Raw genomic sequence first — 17,951 nt, forward strand, 5'->3', positions numbered from 1 at the left:
CCAACCTAAATATTGTCCATACTGCCAAAAATTGTTCAATGCTTAGCTTGATAAGCTAGTTATTCCACTCTTGACCTGTACCACATGAAGTACCTCGGCATTTGACTCCTTGAGCGTTTAGCGTGAGGGTACCATCATTTGCCATCTGCGATGAACTAATAGGGGTGGCTGTAATTGTCCAACGTTCAGTTAGGGGGGTGGGTACTAGGGTGATGGTATATAATGCTGTACCACTTCTAGGGAAGCTCCCATTTAATCCCGTGCCTGCGTTAGTGTAACTGCCTTGTGCCAGTTTACGCGATTCAATTTGCGAGGCGATATTTTGCATTTCTGTCATCATATCGGTGCGTTTGGTTTTGATGACGTAGCGTTGATAACTGGGGTAAGCAATCGCCGCCAGCACGCCAATAATAGCAACCACAATCATCAGCTCGATTAGGGTAAAGCCTTGTTGGCTATATCGATTTTTCATTACCATGTCTCCGAATAAGTAACACAGTTGGTTGATGCGATGGTAACGCTAGTGTCACTATTTTTGGTTTTGCATTGTGTTCCACTGCTCGTGAGCAAAATTTTATGCGCATCGTTAAATTTTGTGGGATTGGGGGTGGCAAACATCACCCATGCTCTACCTGCGGTCAAGCTATTAGAGAGTGTCGAAGATGCCGTTGGCACCAGACTATTGGCAGTATTATCGCCATCCACCAACCGTATCTTGTATTGATAATTATCTGCTGTGCTGTTAGCGGGCACATAAATCACCGTATTTGCCACATCATCGCTTGCGCCAGTATCATAACTGTAACTGACCGTACCGTCATTGGCAATTTTTTTGGGGAAAAAGCCTTTATAAGTCAGTGAAGTCGCCCGCCAGCGATTGAGCTCAATCTCTATCTGCTTCATTTTGGCTTGCGCTTGTGATTCGGCATTGCGAATGGCATATTGCCGATACGATGGGATAGCGATACTGGCAAGTATCGCAACCATCGCTACCGTTACCATCAGTTCAATCAGCGTAAAGCCCTTGTGACGATTCATCATTGCCTCGGTTATTTATTAACTTCAAACCAAGTATTTGGCTTTAAGGTATATCGGTCATTGTAGATATTCTCTGGTGCTGAGCCATCACCCGTTGTTTTACTTAGACCAGATAATGGTTGGCTAGTTCTATCAAGTCCAATATTATTAGATCCCGTATCACCCGCTAGTAGCTTACCGTTGTCATCACCAAAGTCCACTCGGTTGGAGGCTCTATCGGTAATTGTTTGCGTACCAATCAATAAGCGTTGATTGGATAATGTAGAACTACGCGGTCCTAGCGTCAATTCTTGGATACCTTGCCCTGCCCGCGCAAAACCTGCCGTGCCATTTGTTGATGTCGCATACTCATCGATAGCCAACCCTTCTGAATCAGTGGTTTGTTTTAAGCAGATACCGTAAGGTAGACAGTACAATTGACGCTCTGAGCCGCCTGTGATTTTTGCAGAACAAGACTCAGTGACGCCATAGTTCATATCGGGGTTGTAGACAGTGGTGTATAAGAAACTATTAATGACCTCAGACTTACCCACGCCTTTGGTATATTTGACTTGATTAAATCCATCAAAGCGCGTCAATGGATAGTACCAGCCACGTTTGGCTTTTACAGAAGTGATAGCCGCTTGTTTGGTAGCTAACGTATAATCTGCAGTGACCGTAGGTAACGCCAATAAGTTGCTAGACGCTGTGGTATTGGCAGTCAAGTTTACCACTTTTTGTACTTTAGCCGCATTGGTGGCGGTAGATTCTCTGCGGGTGGTAAAATCACTGGCATATAAAATACTATCTGCCAACGTGACATCGGTGTCCATAATGCCATACAGCCTATCGGCATAGGCATCGCTAGCACGTATTTTTGATAACGGCGAACTACGGTCACCTGAGATGACATTAACCACAGCGAACAATCGGCTGTTAGTAAAGCTACTATCGCCACGGTAAAAACTGACGGCAGGACGCTCATAAAAACGGTGATTATATTTGATATCTGCGCCACTAAAAGCAGGTTGCAGTAGACGTACTACGCGCGTATTACTAAATGAAGTTTCAGGTGCAGCTGTGCCACTGCTCACAGGTTTGATGAATCCGGCATTGGTAAAATCAGCACGGAACACTTGACCGCCCAGGTCAGCAAAGTATAACTGATCCATATAACCATCGTTGTTGCGGTCAAGGACGGTAATGCCGCCTACGATACTGTTAGTCATCGTACTTACACTGGTTGATGGCGTGGGTGTTGCTGAGCCTGATGCTGACCAAATTAAATCCCCTGTTTTGGCATCCACCATATATACAGCGTTGCCTAGGGATTCTGCAGCGGTTGTGCGGTTACATGCCTGTGATTTTTGATTGCTTAAGGTCGAAGTTGTGGTGCCAACTTGATAGTTTTCATCTTCATAGCAGGTATCATAACCGCCACCAAAGACTAACACATCTTTATAAGCATTGACTTTTTTGGTTGTCGAGTCTATGCCTGTGGCAATTTTTGCCTTGGTAGGTTTTGCCCAAATTTGTCCCATACGGTCAAAGCCTGTCGTAGCAGAATCAATTCTAAATAGCATCTTAGGATTATTTTTATCCGTTAAATCCAAGCCATACATACCTTCTCCGCCCATCCGTAGTCCGCCATAAGCACGGACGTAGGTATTACGGCAGTCACGGGTATTATTTGGGTCGATAGTCGTATTTGCTGCACAAGGCGTTACAGTGACTTTGCTGCTATCAAGGTCATAAAAATAATTAGCACTCACTAGCCAAGGGGCATCCACACCAAAGTAAGGTTTGCCAACATCTGTGCCTGTACCATTGATAAGCGCCTGTGGTTGGCTGATGAGCATTTGTTTAGGGATAAAGGCAAGCTGCTCTCTTCCCCCATTGCCTGTAGTAGTATAGTCATCAGCATTTACCATGTGTAGTGACCCATCACTTGAACCGAATAACGCATAATCATCACGGGTACTGCTGACTTTACCATCGGTATCAAGATCGGCTGAGTAGGACACCATGCTTGGTGTTGAATGGATAGTGGCTCCAAGGACTTTGACAGGTGACGTTGGTGCAGTGAGTACCAAATCCGCTAAGGCTTGGGTTTTTTGTGCATCAGTCAATGTAAAACCTAAAAATTGTAGTAATAAATTGACGTTGGTACGCGAATACGTGGTGGTATCCACAAAGGTATTTGAGGTACTGATGATACTTCCATCCAAGGTGACTTTACCTGAGGCATTGACACCCAATTTTCGTAGGCGAGGACTTGTATCATTTGAGGAAGTGTTATCTTCAATGTACAAGGTTCTTACATTATTCACAGCGGTGTTCGGGGTAAGTAAGTTACTATAAAATCCGCCTGAGGTAACCAAATCATTGGCATTTACACCATCTTTTACCACACTGACAGCACTCCACAGGTCTTCTGTAGTAGGATTGAGATTACCTGCGATATCTAAAAATAATGAACTATTATTTTTACCGTAAAGCGTACCTTCGTTAAGGTTGTATTTTTTTAGATTACCTGCCCAAGTCGCAACATTATTTTTTAAATCAGCTTGTAAGATAGGATAATACGCCACCGCTAGTTGGCTATCGGCTCGGTAAGGGTCATCAGGGATAACAATGGTTCCTGAAGGGGCTGAGGGTAAAGTTTGATTTAGGTCTTTGGCAAATTTAATGACACTATCTACCACATCTTCGGTAGACTGAGCAGAATAAAAGCCACCTTCGCCATAATTATAGGATTTCTCACCCCACTTACAAAGATTGATGGCATCTTGTGTACTGAGTTGATCGCAATCGGTGACATTAACTTCTTCGCCACCAATTGTGATTTTTTTAGTCGGTAATCCATTAGGGTTATTGAACTCACTACCAAATCCTACTGTAGCTGTTTTGATAGTCATTCTTATAGGATTTGCGGTATCTCTAAGCTTTTTTGCATAGGCTCCGATATAATCCCAAGCTTTTACAGTAGCCGAATCATTGCCATTAGTTACATTTATCAAGCCAGTATCTGGACTAATGCTAGTGACATTTAAACTTTTGCTCATTATCGTATTTGCAATATCACTGCCTGAATTATTAGGATAACCATCTGTTAAAAAATAAATACCTTGTCCATTACATTGCCCTGTAAGACCAGTTAATGGGCTTTCATATGCCGAGTTGTTTTTTGAACTACTTACAGAGCGGTTAAATCCTGAGTAAGACGAATAACTACTATTAGTGGTATTAGTAGCAAGCATATAAGCTCCTGACTCAGCATACGCATTGGCAGTTGGTGTACCGCCTGTACCAATTAATCCAGCAACAGCGTTTTTTAGTGTTTCAATTTGGGTGCTGTCGAGTTTTGCCGCAGGTACGAGAATTTTTCCTGTTTTATTATCGCCTTGAACAGAAGAATTTGGTGGATATAGTTTGGTAGTATTATCGGCATCTGTTTGTGAAGAATACTGCCCGATACCAATCGCAACTTTATCTGGGTCTAACCCCCCATTGTCTAATAGTTTAAAAATTGCGATTTTCAGACTGGTTAACCTATCGGGTATATTACCGCCTGCTTTATCGACTTCGGTGACCATTTTTTTCCAATACACATTATTGGTTTGATTGATGGTTTTCGTAGTAGTAGTGACTTGAGGGTTTTGTATCTCATATTGCACGTTGGAATCATCGGGATCATTGAAGGTAGTTGTCGCTTCGTTAGTAACAATTGGGGCTGTACTCGTTGAAGACGATGTGCCATTGACTGTCTCAGAAGTCATGCCTGTGGTGGTAGTATTGGTTGCTGTGGTGGTACAGTCTGATCTATTGACACTACCATCTGCACCGCAACCGTACCATGTAGTACCATTTGTATTGGATGCTTGATTGGTTGAGGTAAATGTCATGGAAGGTTGCACACTGCTCCAATTACTCCAACCACAAAAAAACAAGAAGCAACTATACGTTCTTTTGCGATATTTTCCGACATATATCTTCGTGGTTTCTGTCGTTGTGACTTTCTGTTCGTTATTTAAAAAATACTTAAGTACGTTTTTTGTGGTATCGGCAATAGTACAGCCATATTGATTAAATTTAGCGTTTGAGCCAGACTTGGTAGAATTATAAGCACCACCTCCCCAAGAAGTGTAAGGCGTGTTTTTTGGCAAATTACAAGCTGTGGGCGATTCGGCTGTACCAAAATAAGTTTTCATGTAGGGTTCTGACATACTTCCCGAGGTATCGAGCATCATCATAATAGTAACCTTACCGCCTTCTGCCGCCTTATAAATCTCCAAATCACCGATTTTCTTTTGGCTAACATCCGCCTGTGAAGTACTCACCGCCACCATCATCAACATGGCAATAACTACATATTTGATTGAAGTCGTTATTTTACCTTGATACGATTGATTCATTGCTTTAGACCTCTTAAAACCAAATTTAGGTTTCATCGTTATTACCACATTATTTTTTATCTTAATAAACCTTATCTACCTGATGAGGTTAAAGTGCATTTTGACGATAATCTCTCTGTACCTTTGCCGAACGGAATACAGTTGGTTGAGCTTGAAGTATTCTCGACATCCGCTTGCTCGTAAAGCATCTTGCTTGGGGTGTTGGCTTTACGCATACACTCAATCAGAGAATATTTTCCTGAACTAACATTGTCTTGGATAGCGGTTTGTTCAAAGCACTTATCAGAACCCACCTTAGGCTCTGCATACGCAGGTAAGGCTGCAGTGGCGCGAATGTCGAACTTGAACTTTTTACTGGTGCGGTTTTCTACTTCTTTTCCCATCACCATTTGTGAAAATGGTTCAGCATCGGTTTCAGGTGGGGTGACCGCAATATTCATCTGGGTCATTGAGGTTTGTCTATCACTATTATAGCTATCGGCACTGGTATAGTCACAGTAGCCACTGTTACGCCCACTCCAGTAGCCACCGCCTTTTTTTAGGATGGTAGCGTTTTTGGCCAGGTATTTTTTTTCCCGCGGATTATAGCAGTAGATAAATTCGTTGGTAGCATTGTCTGAATTGAGTAAAAAATGCCCGATAGCCCCTGACACGCTCGTGATATCTTTATATGCCTGTGAATTAGGATTGGCATTCACCATCGCCTCTAACTTTTGATTGCCACTATCGGCTGATTGTAGCAACAAGGTATTGATTTGGTCAGCGGTGGCAGTTCTGAGATCCGTGGTACTTTGACGCACCGCTATCGCGCCTGCCAACAGGATGAGCACCAAAAACATCAATACTACAATGAGCGCTGCGCCGCGTTGATGAGATGGCAAATTATGTGCCTTGTTTGTTGGGCGGATAAGCGCGGATTGCGTGCTGATCGATAGGATTGGATTGCTCATTGGCTAACTCCCCGCAGTTAATGTCGTACTGGTGTCAATATTGATAACTCGCGCGTTTCTCAATAAGGTCGTAGATTCATAGGTAGTACGTACCAGTTTAGGCTGTCCTGATTTTAATGGCTGAGTTGCACCTAATAACTTAAAACTGGTCGCGACATCACTACCGATCACAGGTGAACTACCTCGGACAATTAGCCCAATTTTGACTGCGGTAATGGGCGGTTTGGTACCAGACAATGCTAAATACTCACTGGCGGTCAGGTAGCGCATCAACCCAGCATAACTAGGTGCGTCAGTTTGGATACCCAACAAGATTTTGAATTGGTCTACCCCTAAGATTATCTCGCTGCCACCACTTTGATAGTTCGCACTCAAACCAGTAATGCCTGCAGTTGTAACCCTACCCGCATCGCAAGCTAGCAACAGCCCTTGACCTGTTGTACTTGAACTTCTAATAAAATACCGTTCAATTACAGTATGACCCAATTCCACATCGGCACTTTCACAATCAGGAATTTTTACACCCGTGGTATTTTTAAATTGAATCGTTAACTGGTCGCTATTGATCCCTGTGATATTAGACACACTGGTAAAACCTGTGTCGCCTGCAGTGTGGGTCAAAAAAGGACTATAGGCGGTGTCAGTTACTCGGATATTTTGTAGTGATAATACGATGCCACCACCCGCCGTTGTATCGGTAATAGAGGTTACTGAATTGCCCAAGTTTGCCAATCGCAAATGGCTCTCTAGCTGCTGCAAACCAAAAACGCTTGCCTCTTGTAGCTCGCTGCCACTTTTTTGGGTTGAGGCGGTTTTGGTATTCGTTAGGTATACTTGTATCACCGCAGCAGAAATCAGCAGCCCCAATACCAATGAAATCATTAGCTCTATCAAAGTAAAGCCTGAAGTGGAACGATAATTTGATATCATCAGTATGCCTCCATAATGAAGCATTGTGCACCAAAATTATAGACCGCATCTTCATTAGCGCAGGGTTTGTCTTTAGTCGTATCGGACGCAACAGGTTCATCCAAAAAAATCGGGTCGGTATCGCCCCAAGCGGCAATCAGGCATTGGCGGTCTTGTCCCACCCCACTAATCGTTGTGGTAACACCACTAGCGTTAGTAGTTGTCGTGCGTTTGGTAGGGCAAGTTGCCATACCCACGTTCAAGCCATTGTCTGTGGCGTATTGCTTGACGGTTAAGGCGTCTTTTACTGCCAGTTGCTTAATCGTACAAGACTCAGGCGTACCCCCTGTCATGCAACTATCTTTGGTGATAGCCACATCGCTAGTATCTGTATTGGTGAGTGTGGTGGCGGTGCCGTTAATCGCTGTTTTGAATGCGGGTATGCCATCTATATTCGCTCGCATCATCTCGGCTGCACCACGCAGTACCGTTAATGCTCGGGTACGCATCAAACTCTCATCGGTGGCTTTGACTGCGGTCATCTGCATCGCAGTGAATCCAAGCACCGCGATTGCTAACAACATCAATGCTACCAGTACTTCTATTAAGCCAATGCCTTTTTGTGAATTCATGAACATGTCCCATTTTTGCTAGTGACAATATTACTGCTCGCATCAACCGTAATGGTATATTTATCAGACCCAGCGCCATAACACACTGAAAAATTGGTCGAGCTATCTGTAAGAGTCCCTGTTCCCGTGTCCCCTTGGTAAGCCTTTTTGTAAGGGGTAAAACTAACTGCAGTTAAGGCAGTGGGGTTAGCGGTAATCGTCAATTTTTTGTCTAGCTTATAATCAGACAGCATTTCATCGGCATCTGTTGCCGACCTTTTTACATACAGTACGGTAATTTTTTTGCTTGATGAGCTGTTGGTTAGCACTACCCTAGTAGATCGCTGAGCAATCATTGCTTGGGTTCTTGCATCTTTTAGCGCAGCTTCAATGATGTTTGCGGCATCTTTCGTTTTCGCTTGTCGTATCTGTTTTTGCATACTAGGCGCTGCCATCGCGGCAATGATAGCGATAATCGCAATGGTGATGACAAGCTCAATCAGCGTAAAACCTTGGTCACGACCTTGGTTACGATGATACTGTCTGTTCAAAGCTTTCATCACGATACCCATTCATACCCCTTAATAAACGACCTATCATACCATGTTTACTAGCACAAACCATTTTAACATTAAAGCAAAAAATATACCTATTATCTTAGTATTTTTGTTAATTGTCGTACCTAAAGTTTACTAACGGTAATTTAACTCAACCACTTATCGTTGCTAAGTGAATTAGGACAAAAGGTCACTCACGTATTATCAAATCAAGTTTGAATAGAATACTTTAGAAAACCCCTCCAACAGCCCACTGGTAGCCCGCCTTTATCTGCGAGCTTTAACGGTATGGCAGTGCCACTTTACTCGCCAAACACACAAGCAGAACCTAATGCAAAACCTTACCATGCAAGACTGAATACGCATGGATATGGGCAGATGGGTAATAATTTGTGAGTAGATTAGCCAATTCAGACAGGGTGGCACCTGTGGTGACCACATCATCAAACAAAATCAAATTTTTGCTAGGGGGCATATCTGTTAGGGAAAACGCATCTTTGATATTATCTAAACGCTCCTCTCGGCTTAGACCCTGCTGGTGAGGTCGCTCGAGTCGCTGCACACCCGTAAAAACAGGGATTTGCCAGTGAAAGCTTAGATAAGCGGTTAAAATGGCAAGCGGATCGAAGCCGCGTTGCCTAATGCGCTGTAAACTTGTTGGTACTTTAACGATTAAAGAGTTTTTTGAATGACAACCTTTAGGAATATGCAGTTGTCTGATAGCCTGAACCAAAACAGGCAGATGATGTAACTGCTGCCCATTTTTATACCCAAGCATGATTTGATTGAGCGGATATTGATAGTAGCCGCTGGCTACGCCACGCAGTGACGTTTGCTTAAGTTGCAAATTAAAGCATGACGCTGACCATTCGAACTGGCTATGGCATGGCTGACAAAGAAATTGCTGTCGATTGAACCAATGGTCATGATGACGCGGTGCTAAGTTATCAAAGCCTGCTGCAGCGCAATCATTGATGCCACATAGTTGGCAACGGTGATGAACTTTTGCTTGATACACTAACGCCATGGCAAAGGGCAATCGCCACCAAGGCAAGGGGGCTACGATTGCCATAGCCGCAGTTAAAGCCCTTTAAAATCATTGAACATGATACCAATACCGATATTGGTGCTCTTGTGATTATAGTCTTGGATGTTTTCACCATAGCCATGGAATACTTGTAAAATCGCTTTCATACCGCCTGTCAATGGATAGGCATAATCCACCTGTATAGCGCCTTTATTGGTACTTGGATTATAACGCATCACACCCCCGACTGTGCTTTGGTCATTGAGCGGATACAACCAACGCACATCGCCATAGCCCATGTAATCCCCAATATCTGGGTTATCCGAGTCTTTACTGTTCTCATTTGCGATTAGCCACAGTCTTGGAATCACGGTGAGTTTGCCCCACTCCGTTCCTGCCATCGCATAGATACGATTCCAAGAACGGGATAACGGGTCTGACTGTCCATTTGATTCATGCACTAGACCTGCGCCCAACAGTCTTAATGACCCATTCCCAGGCAGATTACCCTTGATAGGCTGTGTCAAAAATATCTCTGGTTGGTAATCTGAGCTGCGAAAAGGTCTTGAACTTTTACCATTGTACACTTGCCAATAAGACTGCTGGGTATAGCCAAGCCAAACATCGGCATTGGTATCGAACACATCTTGGGCAAGCTTGGTTTTCATTGAAATTTGCAGCTTGCTATCTAAGTGCTGCAAATAATCTTTCGATGCGCGAACATGATCTTGGGTGGGTGAATGAATATCATAGTTTGGCGTCGCGTTGTACCAAAGCGGCATGACATACATGGGCAAATGCGGACGTATCGTCAGTATCCCTTTGGGATCATTTTTATCCAAGTCATATAACACACTCAGTGGCGTATATTTTTCCACATCCGTTGCAGTCACCCCCACTTGTTTTAAGATGGTTTTGTCTTGCTTGTTGGGTACCAAGTAATCCAGTTTTTTTTGCTCGTTTTTAGTGGAGGTCGTGACGGTTGTCGTTTGATCCACGGCTAACACTGGTATTGCTTTACCTTCTTTGATACTTACTTCCAAGGTTTTGGCAATATCAAGGGGCGCCTTGGCTTCAGGTTCGATTTTACCAACGCTTATCTTGTCAAAACAAGCTAAACGCGCGACATTATCAGTGATTTTTGAACAGGTTAGCAGCGTTTGTTGGTCGACAGGGATAACGGTTGTTTCTATTAAAGTTTTTGTTGAAGCTCTTGTTGAAGATTTTGTTGAAGTTTTTGCGTGCGCCGTTGCTGTAACTGTTAGTGTGGCTAGTATAGCAAGCGATAAAGAGGTACGGTAAAGCGTAAGCTGTGACATAGGTTGACCTTCTTACAAAAATATCGTTCATGATAGCAAAAATTGATGACAAATAGTTAACAAATGCATAATAATTTTTAACAGTAAAGTAAAGTTCCAATCAATTATTAGCTCGTCAATTACTGGTATTTCTATTGGTGCTTGTATTAGTAATTCTATTGATACTGCCTACCTTTATACTCAAGCCAACCGTCTTGATGACGGCTAGCAGGGTCACGATGTGTCCAATGTACAACGCCACCTTTGTTGTTATAAATATATTCACCATAAAAACGAATGGGATTGTTGGCTTGAATACCCTCGATGCGCGGTGCCAAATCAATATTATGGGCAATTAACACCGTGATGTTTGGGTAGTTATCAATTTTGACCAAAAGCTTTTGATGGCGGCTACCCTCATTATCGTCTTTTAGCACTTTAATCACCGTACCACACCCTAATACCTGTCGTTTAACGCTGGGATTTTTGGCTTGATAAGCTTGATTAATGACGGCGTTGTTACATTGAATATTTGTTGCCTGACGTTTTTTGTCAGTATAACTTGCTGAATTTTTAGCCGTCTGTTGATTGGACTTTGAGTCCACTAACGGTGAATTTGGGTTTGCTAACTGGCTATTTCCGCTTTGGTTTTGGCTTTTATTTTGGCTTGGCTGTTGGTCGGCATTGCCTTCATGGGAACACCCAGTGACAAAAATTAGCACCCCGAAAGTTAACGGGATGGCTATAGACTTTGCTAAGTGATAGTTCAATTTTTATTTAACCTTTATGGTTGAATGGGTCAATGAATCATTTGACTAAGTTTTCTTGAACTGAGTTTTCTTGAACTGAATTTTCTTTAACTGAGTTTAGAGTTAATTTAATTGGGACAAAAGTTGCTCAAAATCAGAGCGTTTGACTGCACCGTTTTGTCTTGCTACCAGTTGACCGTTTTGGTAAAACAACAATACAGGCGGACCGAACACGGCTAGTTTTTTATAGATTGCTTGGCTATCCGCCGTATTGTCAGTCACATCGAGTTTGACAACTTGCCAGCTGGCTAAACTTTGCGGGGGGTTGGCAAAAAGTGTTTTATCCATGATACGACATTCAATGCACCACTCTGCGGTGACATCGACGACTAGCTTTGGATATTGCGTAAGCAAGGGTTCAAGCTCTGACAGTTTAGTGATTGTAATCGTTTGGGTGGTCTTTGTTGCCGTTAATGCCGATTGCCCTGAGGTATTCACAAGCTTGTTAAGCGGCTGCCAACTATCTTGACTACCTGAGGCAGTGCCTATCACAAGACAGGCTGACCAAATCCATGCTAGCAATGCTAGTGCTTGAGTGAGTAATTGACCTTTTTTGCCCTGCCAGCGCCACAGCCATAAGCCAATCACAGCAAACCACAGCGCCCATAGCATCAGCATCCCGCTTGATAGCCATATACGCTCTATCATCAATAAAGCGACGCCAAATAACAGCAAACCAAAACTGGTTTTGACCCAGTTCATCCACTCGCCTGCTTTTGGCATAAAATTACCTTGAGTGGCGCCCAGTAAAATGAGCGGTGTGGATAGCCCAAGCCCCAATAAAAACAATGCGGCAAACCCCATCACAGGATCACCCAGTGCTGCCACGCCTGCCAACGCGCCTGCAAGGGGTGCCGACACACAAGGGGAGACAACCAGTGCAGAAAACAAGCCCGTCAAATAACTACCACTTAAGGTACCGAGCCGATTTTCCCCAATTTGGCTGATTTTTTGGAACTTAACACGCAGCGCATGCGGCAATTGCCAGCGAATGACATCCAACATGTAGAGTCCAAGCAGGATAAATAACCCTGCAAAAACCAATAAAATGACAGGGTTTTGTAGCCAGTTTAGTATACCCAAAGATTGCCCAAATAACGCCACCACTGCGCCCAAAATGCCATAACTGGTCGCAACACCCACGCCATAACTGCCCGTGAGTAACAACCCTTTTTTGGCGGATGGACGATGTTGACGGGCAACGATATTGGCTACAATCGGCAGCATGGGTAACACACAAGGGGTAAAAGCTAACCCCAGTCCCGCTAAAAACAACAGCAATAACGCAACACCGCTATGTTTGGTCAATCCAAAAATATCTTGATTGCTAGCGCTAGCCGTCAAACTCGTTGCCACCGCCGCCGATAAAGCCGCGGGTTCAGTCATGACAGTTGTTTGGACAGGTTGAGACGATGCCATAGATACGACAGGAGCGGATGCGGTTAACTGCCCTGTGGTTAAGACATCGGTGGCTGAAGCATCGGTCACTGGGGTCAATGCGACTTGCTGCCCCGCTGCGTCTGTAGTGCCACTGGACAGCGCATCGATGGCAGACGGTGTACTAGTTGCCTCATTGACGGTTTTAGCAGGGGTCAAGCTAGCAGATTGCTGAGTCGTTGTCTGGGCGGCATCGCTGGTCGTCGCCACAGTATTGGTGACTTTTGCTTGGGCCGTTTTTGACGTCATTGCGTCTGATTTTTTTGCGCCATTTTTGGTAGAAGCGGCCAATTGGGTGATGACAAATTTGGTCTTTTCTGGGGGATAACAAAGCCCTATTTTGGCACAGCCTTGCCATTTGACCGTAGCAGGTTGCGAGGTGATTGCTTTATCCGCGCTCAAGGTGGTTGTGGCAGTAAAGGGGTGTTCAAACACAGGCACCCGACCAAAATCTGGGTCATCCACATAGGTCGGTGCTGCACTAAATTGTAGCGGCGTCGCTGTTACCCCGTCAGGCAATTGTAAGGTTAATTTATCCCGATACGCATAATAGCCTGCTTTGACATCCACATGAATGGTCACTACTTGCCCTTTTTGCTCAGTATAGACTTTAAAAGCCTCATGCACCGGTAGCGGCTTGTCTTTGGCGGTCAAGCTGGGATTGTCACTGCCGCCAAAAATCTCGCTTAAACTAATCGCTTGGGCGCTTGGCATAGTAAGGCTAGTGACAGCCAGTAGCGTGCCAAGCAAAGAGACATGACGACTCACGGTTCGAAAACAACACAGGGGCGTAGGCATAGGGGATATATTTTTCAAAGACAACTTCTCATATGTTCTAAATTTATACGTTTTAAATTTATACGTTTTAAGCCACGTAATTATACTATGACGGCTAATTTTAGCCAATCCCCGCCCAAAAACCTAGCAAAAAAATCAGAGTGCGTGACTCTGATTTTGTTAACCCAGTGAAAACACCAAACTTATAACTTAGCAAAAATGTCTGCGTCTTGTCCTTCGCCGCCTTCTTTGCCATCAGCCCCCAATGAAAATAAATCATAGGTTCTGCCTTCTGTACCTGGAATAACGTATTGTAGGTCATTATCCCAGCCATCTTTCGGGAAACCGCCTTTAATATACCCGCCCTCTGGCCAGTTTTTGGCACCTTGTGGTGGCTTATTTAAGGCTTCCAATCCTTCTTGGGTAGTGGGATAGCGACCATTGTCCACTTTAAACATATCAATGGCATTTGAGGTGGTGGATAAAGCCGTTTCGGTGGTTTTGACGCGGGCTTTGTCACTTTGACCCACCACTTTGGGCACCACAAGACCTGCCAAAATTGCCAAAATGACAATCACCACCATGACTTCAATTAAGGTAAAACCCGCTTGACGATTTTTTGATACATGAGCACAACACATACGAATTTCCATTTTTTAGATTTTTAGCGCTTTTTGATAAGGTGTTAGGATTTTACACGGCTTTTTTGACAATTTGCATACCGATTTGGTTAATTTTGTCGGATTATTTAGCCATTAATTATTTGGCGGTTTTGGGGTTTAGCCTGCCAAATCATTCATATTGATAATCGGTAGCATCACTGCCATCACAATGGTCATGACAATCACCCCCATCAGCACCAACATCAGCGGCTCAAGTAGTGACAATAGCGTGCTAATCATATTGGTGGCTTCATTTTGCTGCATCGCTGCTGCACGCGTCAGCATGTCATCAAGCTCGCCTGAGTTCTCGCCACTTTTAATCATTTGTACCATCATCGGCGGAAAATAATTACTGCGCTCAAGCTGGCTTGATAGGCTCGCGCCTTCGGTGACTTTTTCTGTGGCGCGCGCGATGGTATGTTTGATATGGGTATTGGTGGTGACTGCCGCGCCGATGGCCAGTGCTTCCACCAACGGTACCCCTGAACGCACCAAAATCGCTAACGTACTGGCAAAACGTGATGCGTTCAGATTTCGCGATAATCTGCCAAACACCGGCAACCGCAAGACAACTTGGTCAAAAGTGGCTTTACCTGCCGCCGTTTTAATAAACTTTACAAATAAAAAAACCGCACCGATTAGCCCGCCTAATATCAGCCACCACCATTGGGTTAAAATATTAGACAGTGCCAACACCACTTGGGTAATCCATGGCAGCGCTTGCTCGGATTGTTCAAACACTTTGACAATTTTTGGCACGACAAAGCTCATCAAGCCCACCACCACTGCCACCGCCATCACCAGCAAAATTATCGGATACACCATCGCGCCTTGTACCTTTTTTTGCATGGCAAAGCGATTTTCAGTGTAATCGGCTAACTGATTTAAAATCAAATCCAAATGCCCTGAGCGCTCACCTGCGGCAATGGTGGCAATATAAATCGCTGGAAAATTACCAGAGTCTTGTAGCGCACTCGCCAGGCTATAGCCTTCCAATACTTTGGCACGCACGCCATGCATCAACGCTTTGACATGCGGTTTTTCGCTTTGTTTGGCAATCGCTTGCAACGCTTGTTCTATCGGTATCGACGCTGCCAACAACACCGACAATTGGCGGGTGATTAATGCCAAATCATAGGCGCCCACCCCTTTTTGCCACAATCGGTTGCGATTGACATCGGTTTTTTGTACAGGTGAGACTTCGACAGGCAGTAAATTTTTATCACGCAGTTGTTGGCGGATTAGCCTAGCAGAATCGGCTTCAAGAATACCTTGATGTGACTTGCCTTGGGTATCCATGGCTTTATACTGAAATGCGGGCATGTGAGTTCCCAACGGGTAAGATTAGCGTTATTTTAAAGGCTTAATAGGCTGAAATAAAGACTCGTTTTCATTGGAATCATATTGTACCAATACCGATAGCTCATCACGCAAGTCTTGTTTGTTAAAGCTATTGACCTCGGTAATCAGCATTTTCTCGATTCGTTTGTCAACAGCGTATTCACTGATTTGCGCACAATAGATGGCTAATTGATAAACTTGCGCTTTGAGCGACTCATCGAGTGATTGCAATAGTCTCACCAATTCTGCCACATTGATGACTTGGTAAGGGTAATTGGGAATCGCCGCCTCTTTTAATGGCGTGACTGAATAGTTGACACCGAGATGGGCAAAATAATAACAACTAAATAGATAACCTAGAATATGCCCCACAAAATAACCCCGGTCATTGTGATAGCATGCCACCCCCAAAAACTCAATCACGGTCGCCGCCAAACTATGCTCAAGACCGCGAAATTCAGCGGATGATGGCAGCAAGCCTACGGTTGGTAGGTTCATTAAATTTTTGTTTTGGCTGACAATCTGCCAACCAATCGGTCGCTGCGGCGGCAAATAATGGCTAATGGACATCACCAAATCATCGACGATATGTAAATTATTGAACAAATGCTGCAGTTGCATCAGCCCAACATTATCGCGCATGTTCAAATATTTGGCGACTTGCAATTTTTTAGTTTCAATAAACTGGGATTTTTTACTGGAAATATAAAATAACAGTTGATGGGGTTGGGAGTGCTCAAAATACTGGGTCACTGCGTTTTCTTGTGCATGAAACACGGCGGTGCATTGACTGGTAACATCCATTGGGTTAACACCACGATGGTCCATCGCAGGGTGTTCTGGATTGGGCTTGATGTGCAAGCCATGTGCTTCGACAGGTTGACCTTTGGTAGTTGAAGTTTCCATGTTGGCAATCGCAGCTGATAAAATATGGGACAGTGCTTGTCACTATATCATACCCCTATCGACATAACCTAACAGATATTGCTATGAAAATAGACTGGTCATTCTTCGTTGCGATAAAATTCGCTCTAAGACATAAAGCTTACTATAAAAGTGGCAATAACCACAAAACCGCAGCAAACCTGCTTTTTTGTGGTTAATTAGGGTACTCGACTACCGACTTATTGCTCGCTCAAGCTGTCAGCAAAATGCACACCATCGATTCGAAACGACTGGCGATATTTTCTTGGTGACATTTTATAGACGCGTTTGAATGCTTGGCTAAAGGTACTATCGGAGGCATAACCCACTAACTCACTGATACGGCTGATGCTATTTTCTTGTAGCCGCAAATACCGCGCCGCAAGACGAAGTCGATAGTCGGTTAAATAAGTCAACGGCGGCACCCCCACCACTTCACGAAAATGCTCGGCAAAACTACTGCGTGACATCCCTGCGACCTCGGCTAACTTATGAATGGTCCAATTGGTCTCGGGTCGATCATGCATGACTGCTAATGCTTTGGCAAGGTAAGGGTCTTTCACAGCTTTTAGCCAATTATCTGTCGCTTCGGGCAAATCCTCAATATAGTTGCGTACACACTCAATCATCAAAATACTGGCGATACGATTGATAATGGTTATTTTGCCAAGTCGGTTCTGCTCAGACTCTAATGCCAAAATTTTGACACCCAAATCAAGCATAATCATTTTTTGCTCATCGTTTGATTCGCTTTCTGGCAAAATTTTTGGTAAAGCGCTTAGTAACGGGCGCGTAATCTCTCGATCGTAATGGCACACAATCGCGACCATTTCAGTTGTTTGCGCTGGCTCATCACCTTTGCTATGAATGGCGGGTTTACCCAAGTGGATAGTTTCAACAGTTTGGCTAGTTAATAACGGGGCAATGTCAATTGATGGAACATCAGATTGCCCCACACCACAAATAAGGTGTTTTTTGCCGCCTGGCACCATGACCACATCGCGCGCGCGTGCGTTGCGATACACATCATCGACCTTAATACTAATCCCACCTGTGGTAATCAAATAAAACACGATACAATCTTTTTTATCTAACTCAAACGACCACTCCCCAGTGGCGTGTATATAGTGATACTGAGTTTGATACAAATGTATATCTTCAAGCAACATACTGAGTGCATCCATGAATTTTTCCTAAGTTATCAATACAGCAATTTA

Annotated in this window: 15 protein-coding genes; all 15 read right to left on the reverse strand. The window is 44.0% G+C overall.

The window, feature by feature from the left end:
* Positions 1–55: 55 nt before the first annotated feature.
* Positions 56–478, reverse strand: a complete 423-nt coding sequence (locus tag ACAM39_RS07675) for a type IV pilin protein (RefSeq protein WP_369627237.1) — start codon at positions 476–478, stop codon at positions 56–58.
* Positions 472–1,038: a type IV pilin protein gene (locus tag ACAM39_RS07680; protein ID WP_369627238.1), complete on the reverse strand. Its 567-nt coding sequence runs from the start codon at positions 1,036–1,038 to the stop codon at positions 472–474. The genes ACAM39_RS07675 and ACAM39_RS07680 overlap by 7 nt, the downstream gene beginning before the upstream one ends.
* 11 nt (positions 1,039–1,049) lie before the next feature.
* On the reverse strand, positions 1,050–5,432 hold the full coding sequence (locus ACAM39_RS07685) for a pilus assembly protein (protein WP_369627239.1): 4,383 nt from the start codon (positions 5,430–5,432) through the stop codon (positions 1,050–1,052).
* Between the two features lie 71 nt (positions 5,433–5,503).
* Positions 5,504–6,382, reverse strand: a complete 879-nt coding sequence (locus tag ACAM39_RS07690) for a pilus assembly PilX family protein (protein WP_369627240.1) — start codon at positions 6,380–6,382, stop codon at positions 5,504–5,506.
* A 3-nt stretch (positions 6,383–6,385) separates the two neighbouring features.
* Positions 6,386–7,312 carry a PilW family protein gene (locus tag ACAM39_RS07695; RefSeq protein WP_369627241.1) on the reverse strand — a complete coding sequence of 309 codons (927 nt, stop codon included), beginning with the start codon at positions 7,310–7,312 and terminating at the stop codon, positions 6,386–6,388.
* Complete coding sequence (pilV, locus tag ACAM39_RS07700; protein WP_369627242.1) at positions 7,312–7,923, reverse strand: type IV pilus modification protein PilV; 612 nt, start codon at positions 7,921–7,923, stop codon at positions 7,312–7,314. The genes ACAM39_RS07695 and pilV overlap by 1 nt, the downstream gene beginning before the upstream one ends.
* Positions 7,920–8,462, reverse strand: coding sequence for a GspH/FimT family pseudopilin (locus ACAM39_RS07705; RefSeq protein ID WP_369627243.1), 543 nt, complete (start codon positions 8,460–8,462; stop codon positions 7,920–7,922). Before ACAM39_RS07705 ends, pilV begins: the two co-directional genes overlap by 4 nt.
* A gap of 325 nt (positions 8,463–8,787) precedes the next feature.
* A complete protein-coding gene (locus ACAM39_RS07710; protein WP_369627244.1) occupies positions 8,788–9,531 on the reverse strand; it encodes a ComF family protein in 744 nt (247 codons plus the stop codon).
* Positions 9,532–9,539: 8 nt separating this feature from the next.
* Positions 9,540–10,805 carry a phospholipase A gene (locus ACAM39_RS07715; protein ID WP_369627245.1) on the reverse strand — a complete coding sequence of 422 codons (1,266 nt, stop codon included), beginning with the start codon at positions 10,803–10,805 and terminating at the stop codon, positions 9,540–9,542.
* Between the two features lie 155 nt (positions 10,806–10,960).
* Positions 10,961–11,554: a DUF3465 domain-containing protein gene (locus ACAM39_RS07720; protein WP_369627246.1), complete on the reverse strand. Its 594-nt coding sequence runs from the start codon at positions 11,552–11,554 to the stop codon at positions 10,961–10,963.
* Between the two features lie 102 nt (positions 11,555–11,656).
* The gene (locus ACAM39_RS07725) at positions 11,657–13,846 is read right to left on the reverse strand and encodes a cytochrome c biogenesis protein CcdA (RefSeq protein ID WP_369627247.1); all 2,190 of its coding nucleotides are present in this window, start codon (positions 13,844–13,846) and stop codon (positions 11,657–11,659) included.
* 164 nt (positions 13,847–14,010) lie between these two features.
* The gene (gspG, locus tag ACAM39_RS07730; protein ID WP_060994583.1) at positions 14,011–14,460 is read right to left on the reverse strand and encodes a type II secretion system major pseudopilin GspG; all 450 of its coding nucleotides are present in this window, start codon (positions 14,458–14,460) and stop codon (positions 14,011–14,013) included.
* 126 nt (positions 14,461–14,586) lie between these two features.
* Positions 14,587–15,792, reverse strand: coding sequence for a type II secretion system inner membrane protein GspF (gspF, locus tag ACAM39_RS07735; RefSeq protein WP_369627248.1), 1,206 nt, complete (start codon positions 15,790–15,792; stop codon positions 14,587–14,589).
* Positions 15,793–15,819: 27 nt separating this feature from the next.
* A complete protein-coding gene (locus ACAM39_RS07740) occupies positions 15,820–16,716 on the reverse strand; it encodes a hypothetical protein (RefSeq protein ID WP_369627249.1) in 897 nt (298 codons plus the stop codon).
* Between the two features lie 218 nt (positions 16,717–16,934).
* The gene (locus ACAM39_RS07745; RefSeq protein ID WP_369627250.1) at positions 16,935–17,918 is read right to left on the reverse strand and encodes an AraC family transcriptional regulator; all 984 of its coding nucleotides are present in this window, start codon (positions 17,916–17,918) and stop codon (positions 16,935–16,937) included.
* Positions 17,919–17,951 lie beyond the last annotated feature (33 nt).

Origin of the sequence: Moraxella sp. K02 (assembly GCF_041154755.1) — a bacterium.
In the GTDB taxonomy this organism is placed as follows: Bacteria; Pseudomonadota; Gammaproteobacteria; order Pseudomonadales; family Moraxellaceae; genus Faucicola.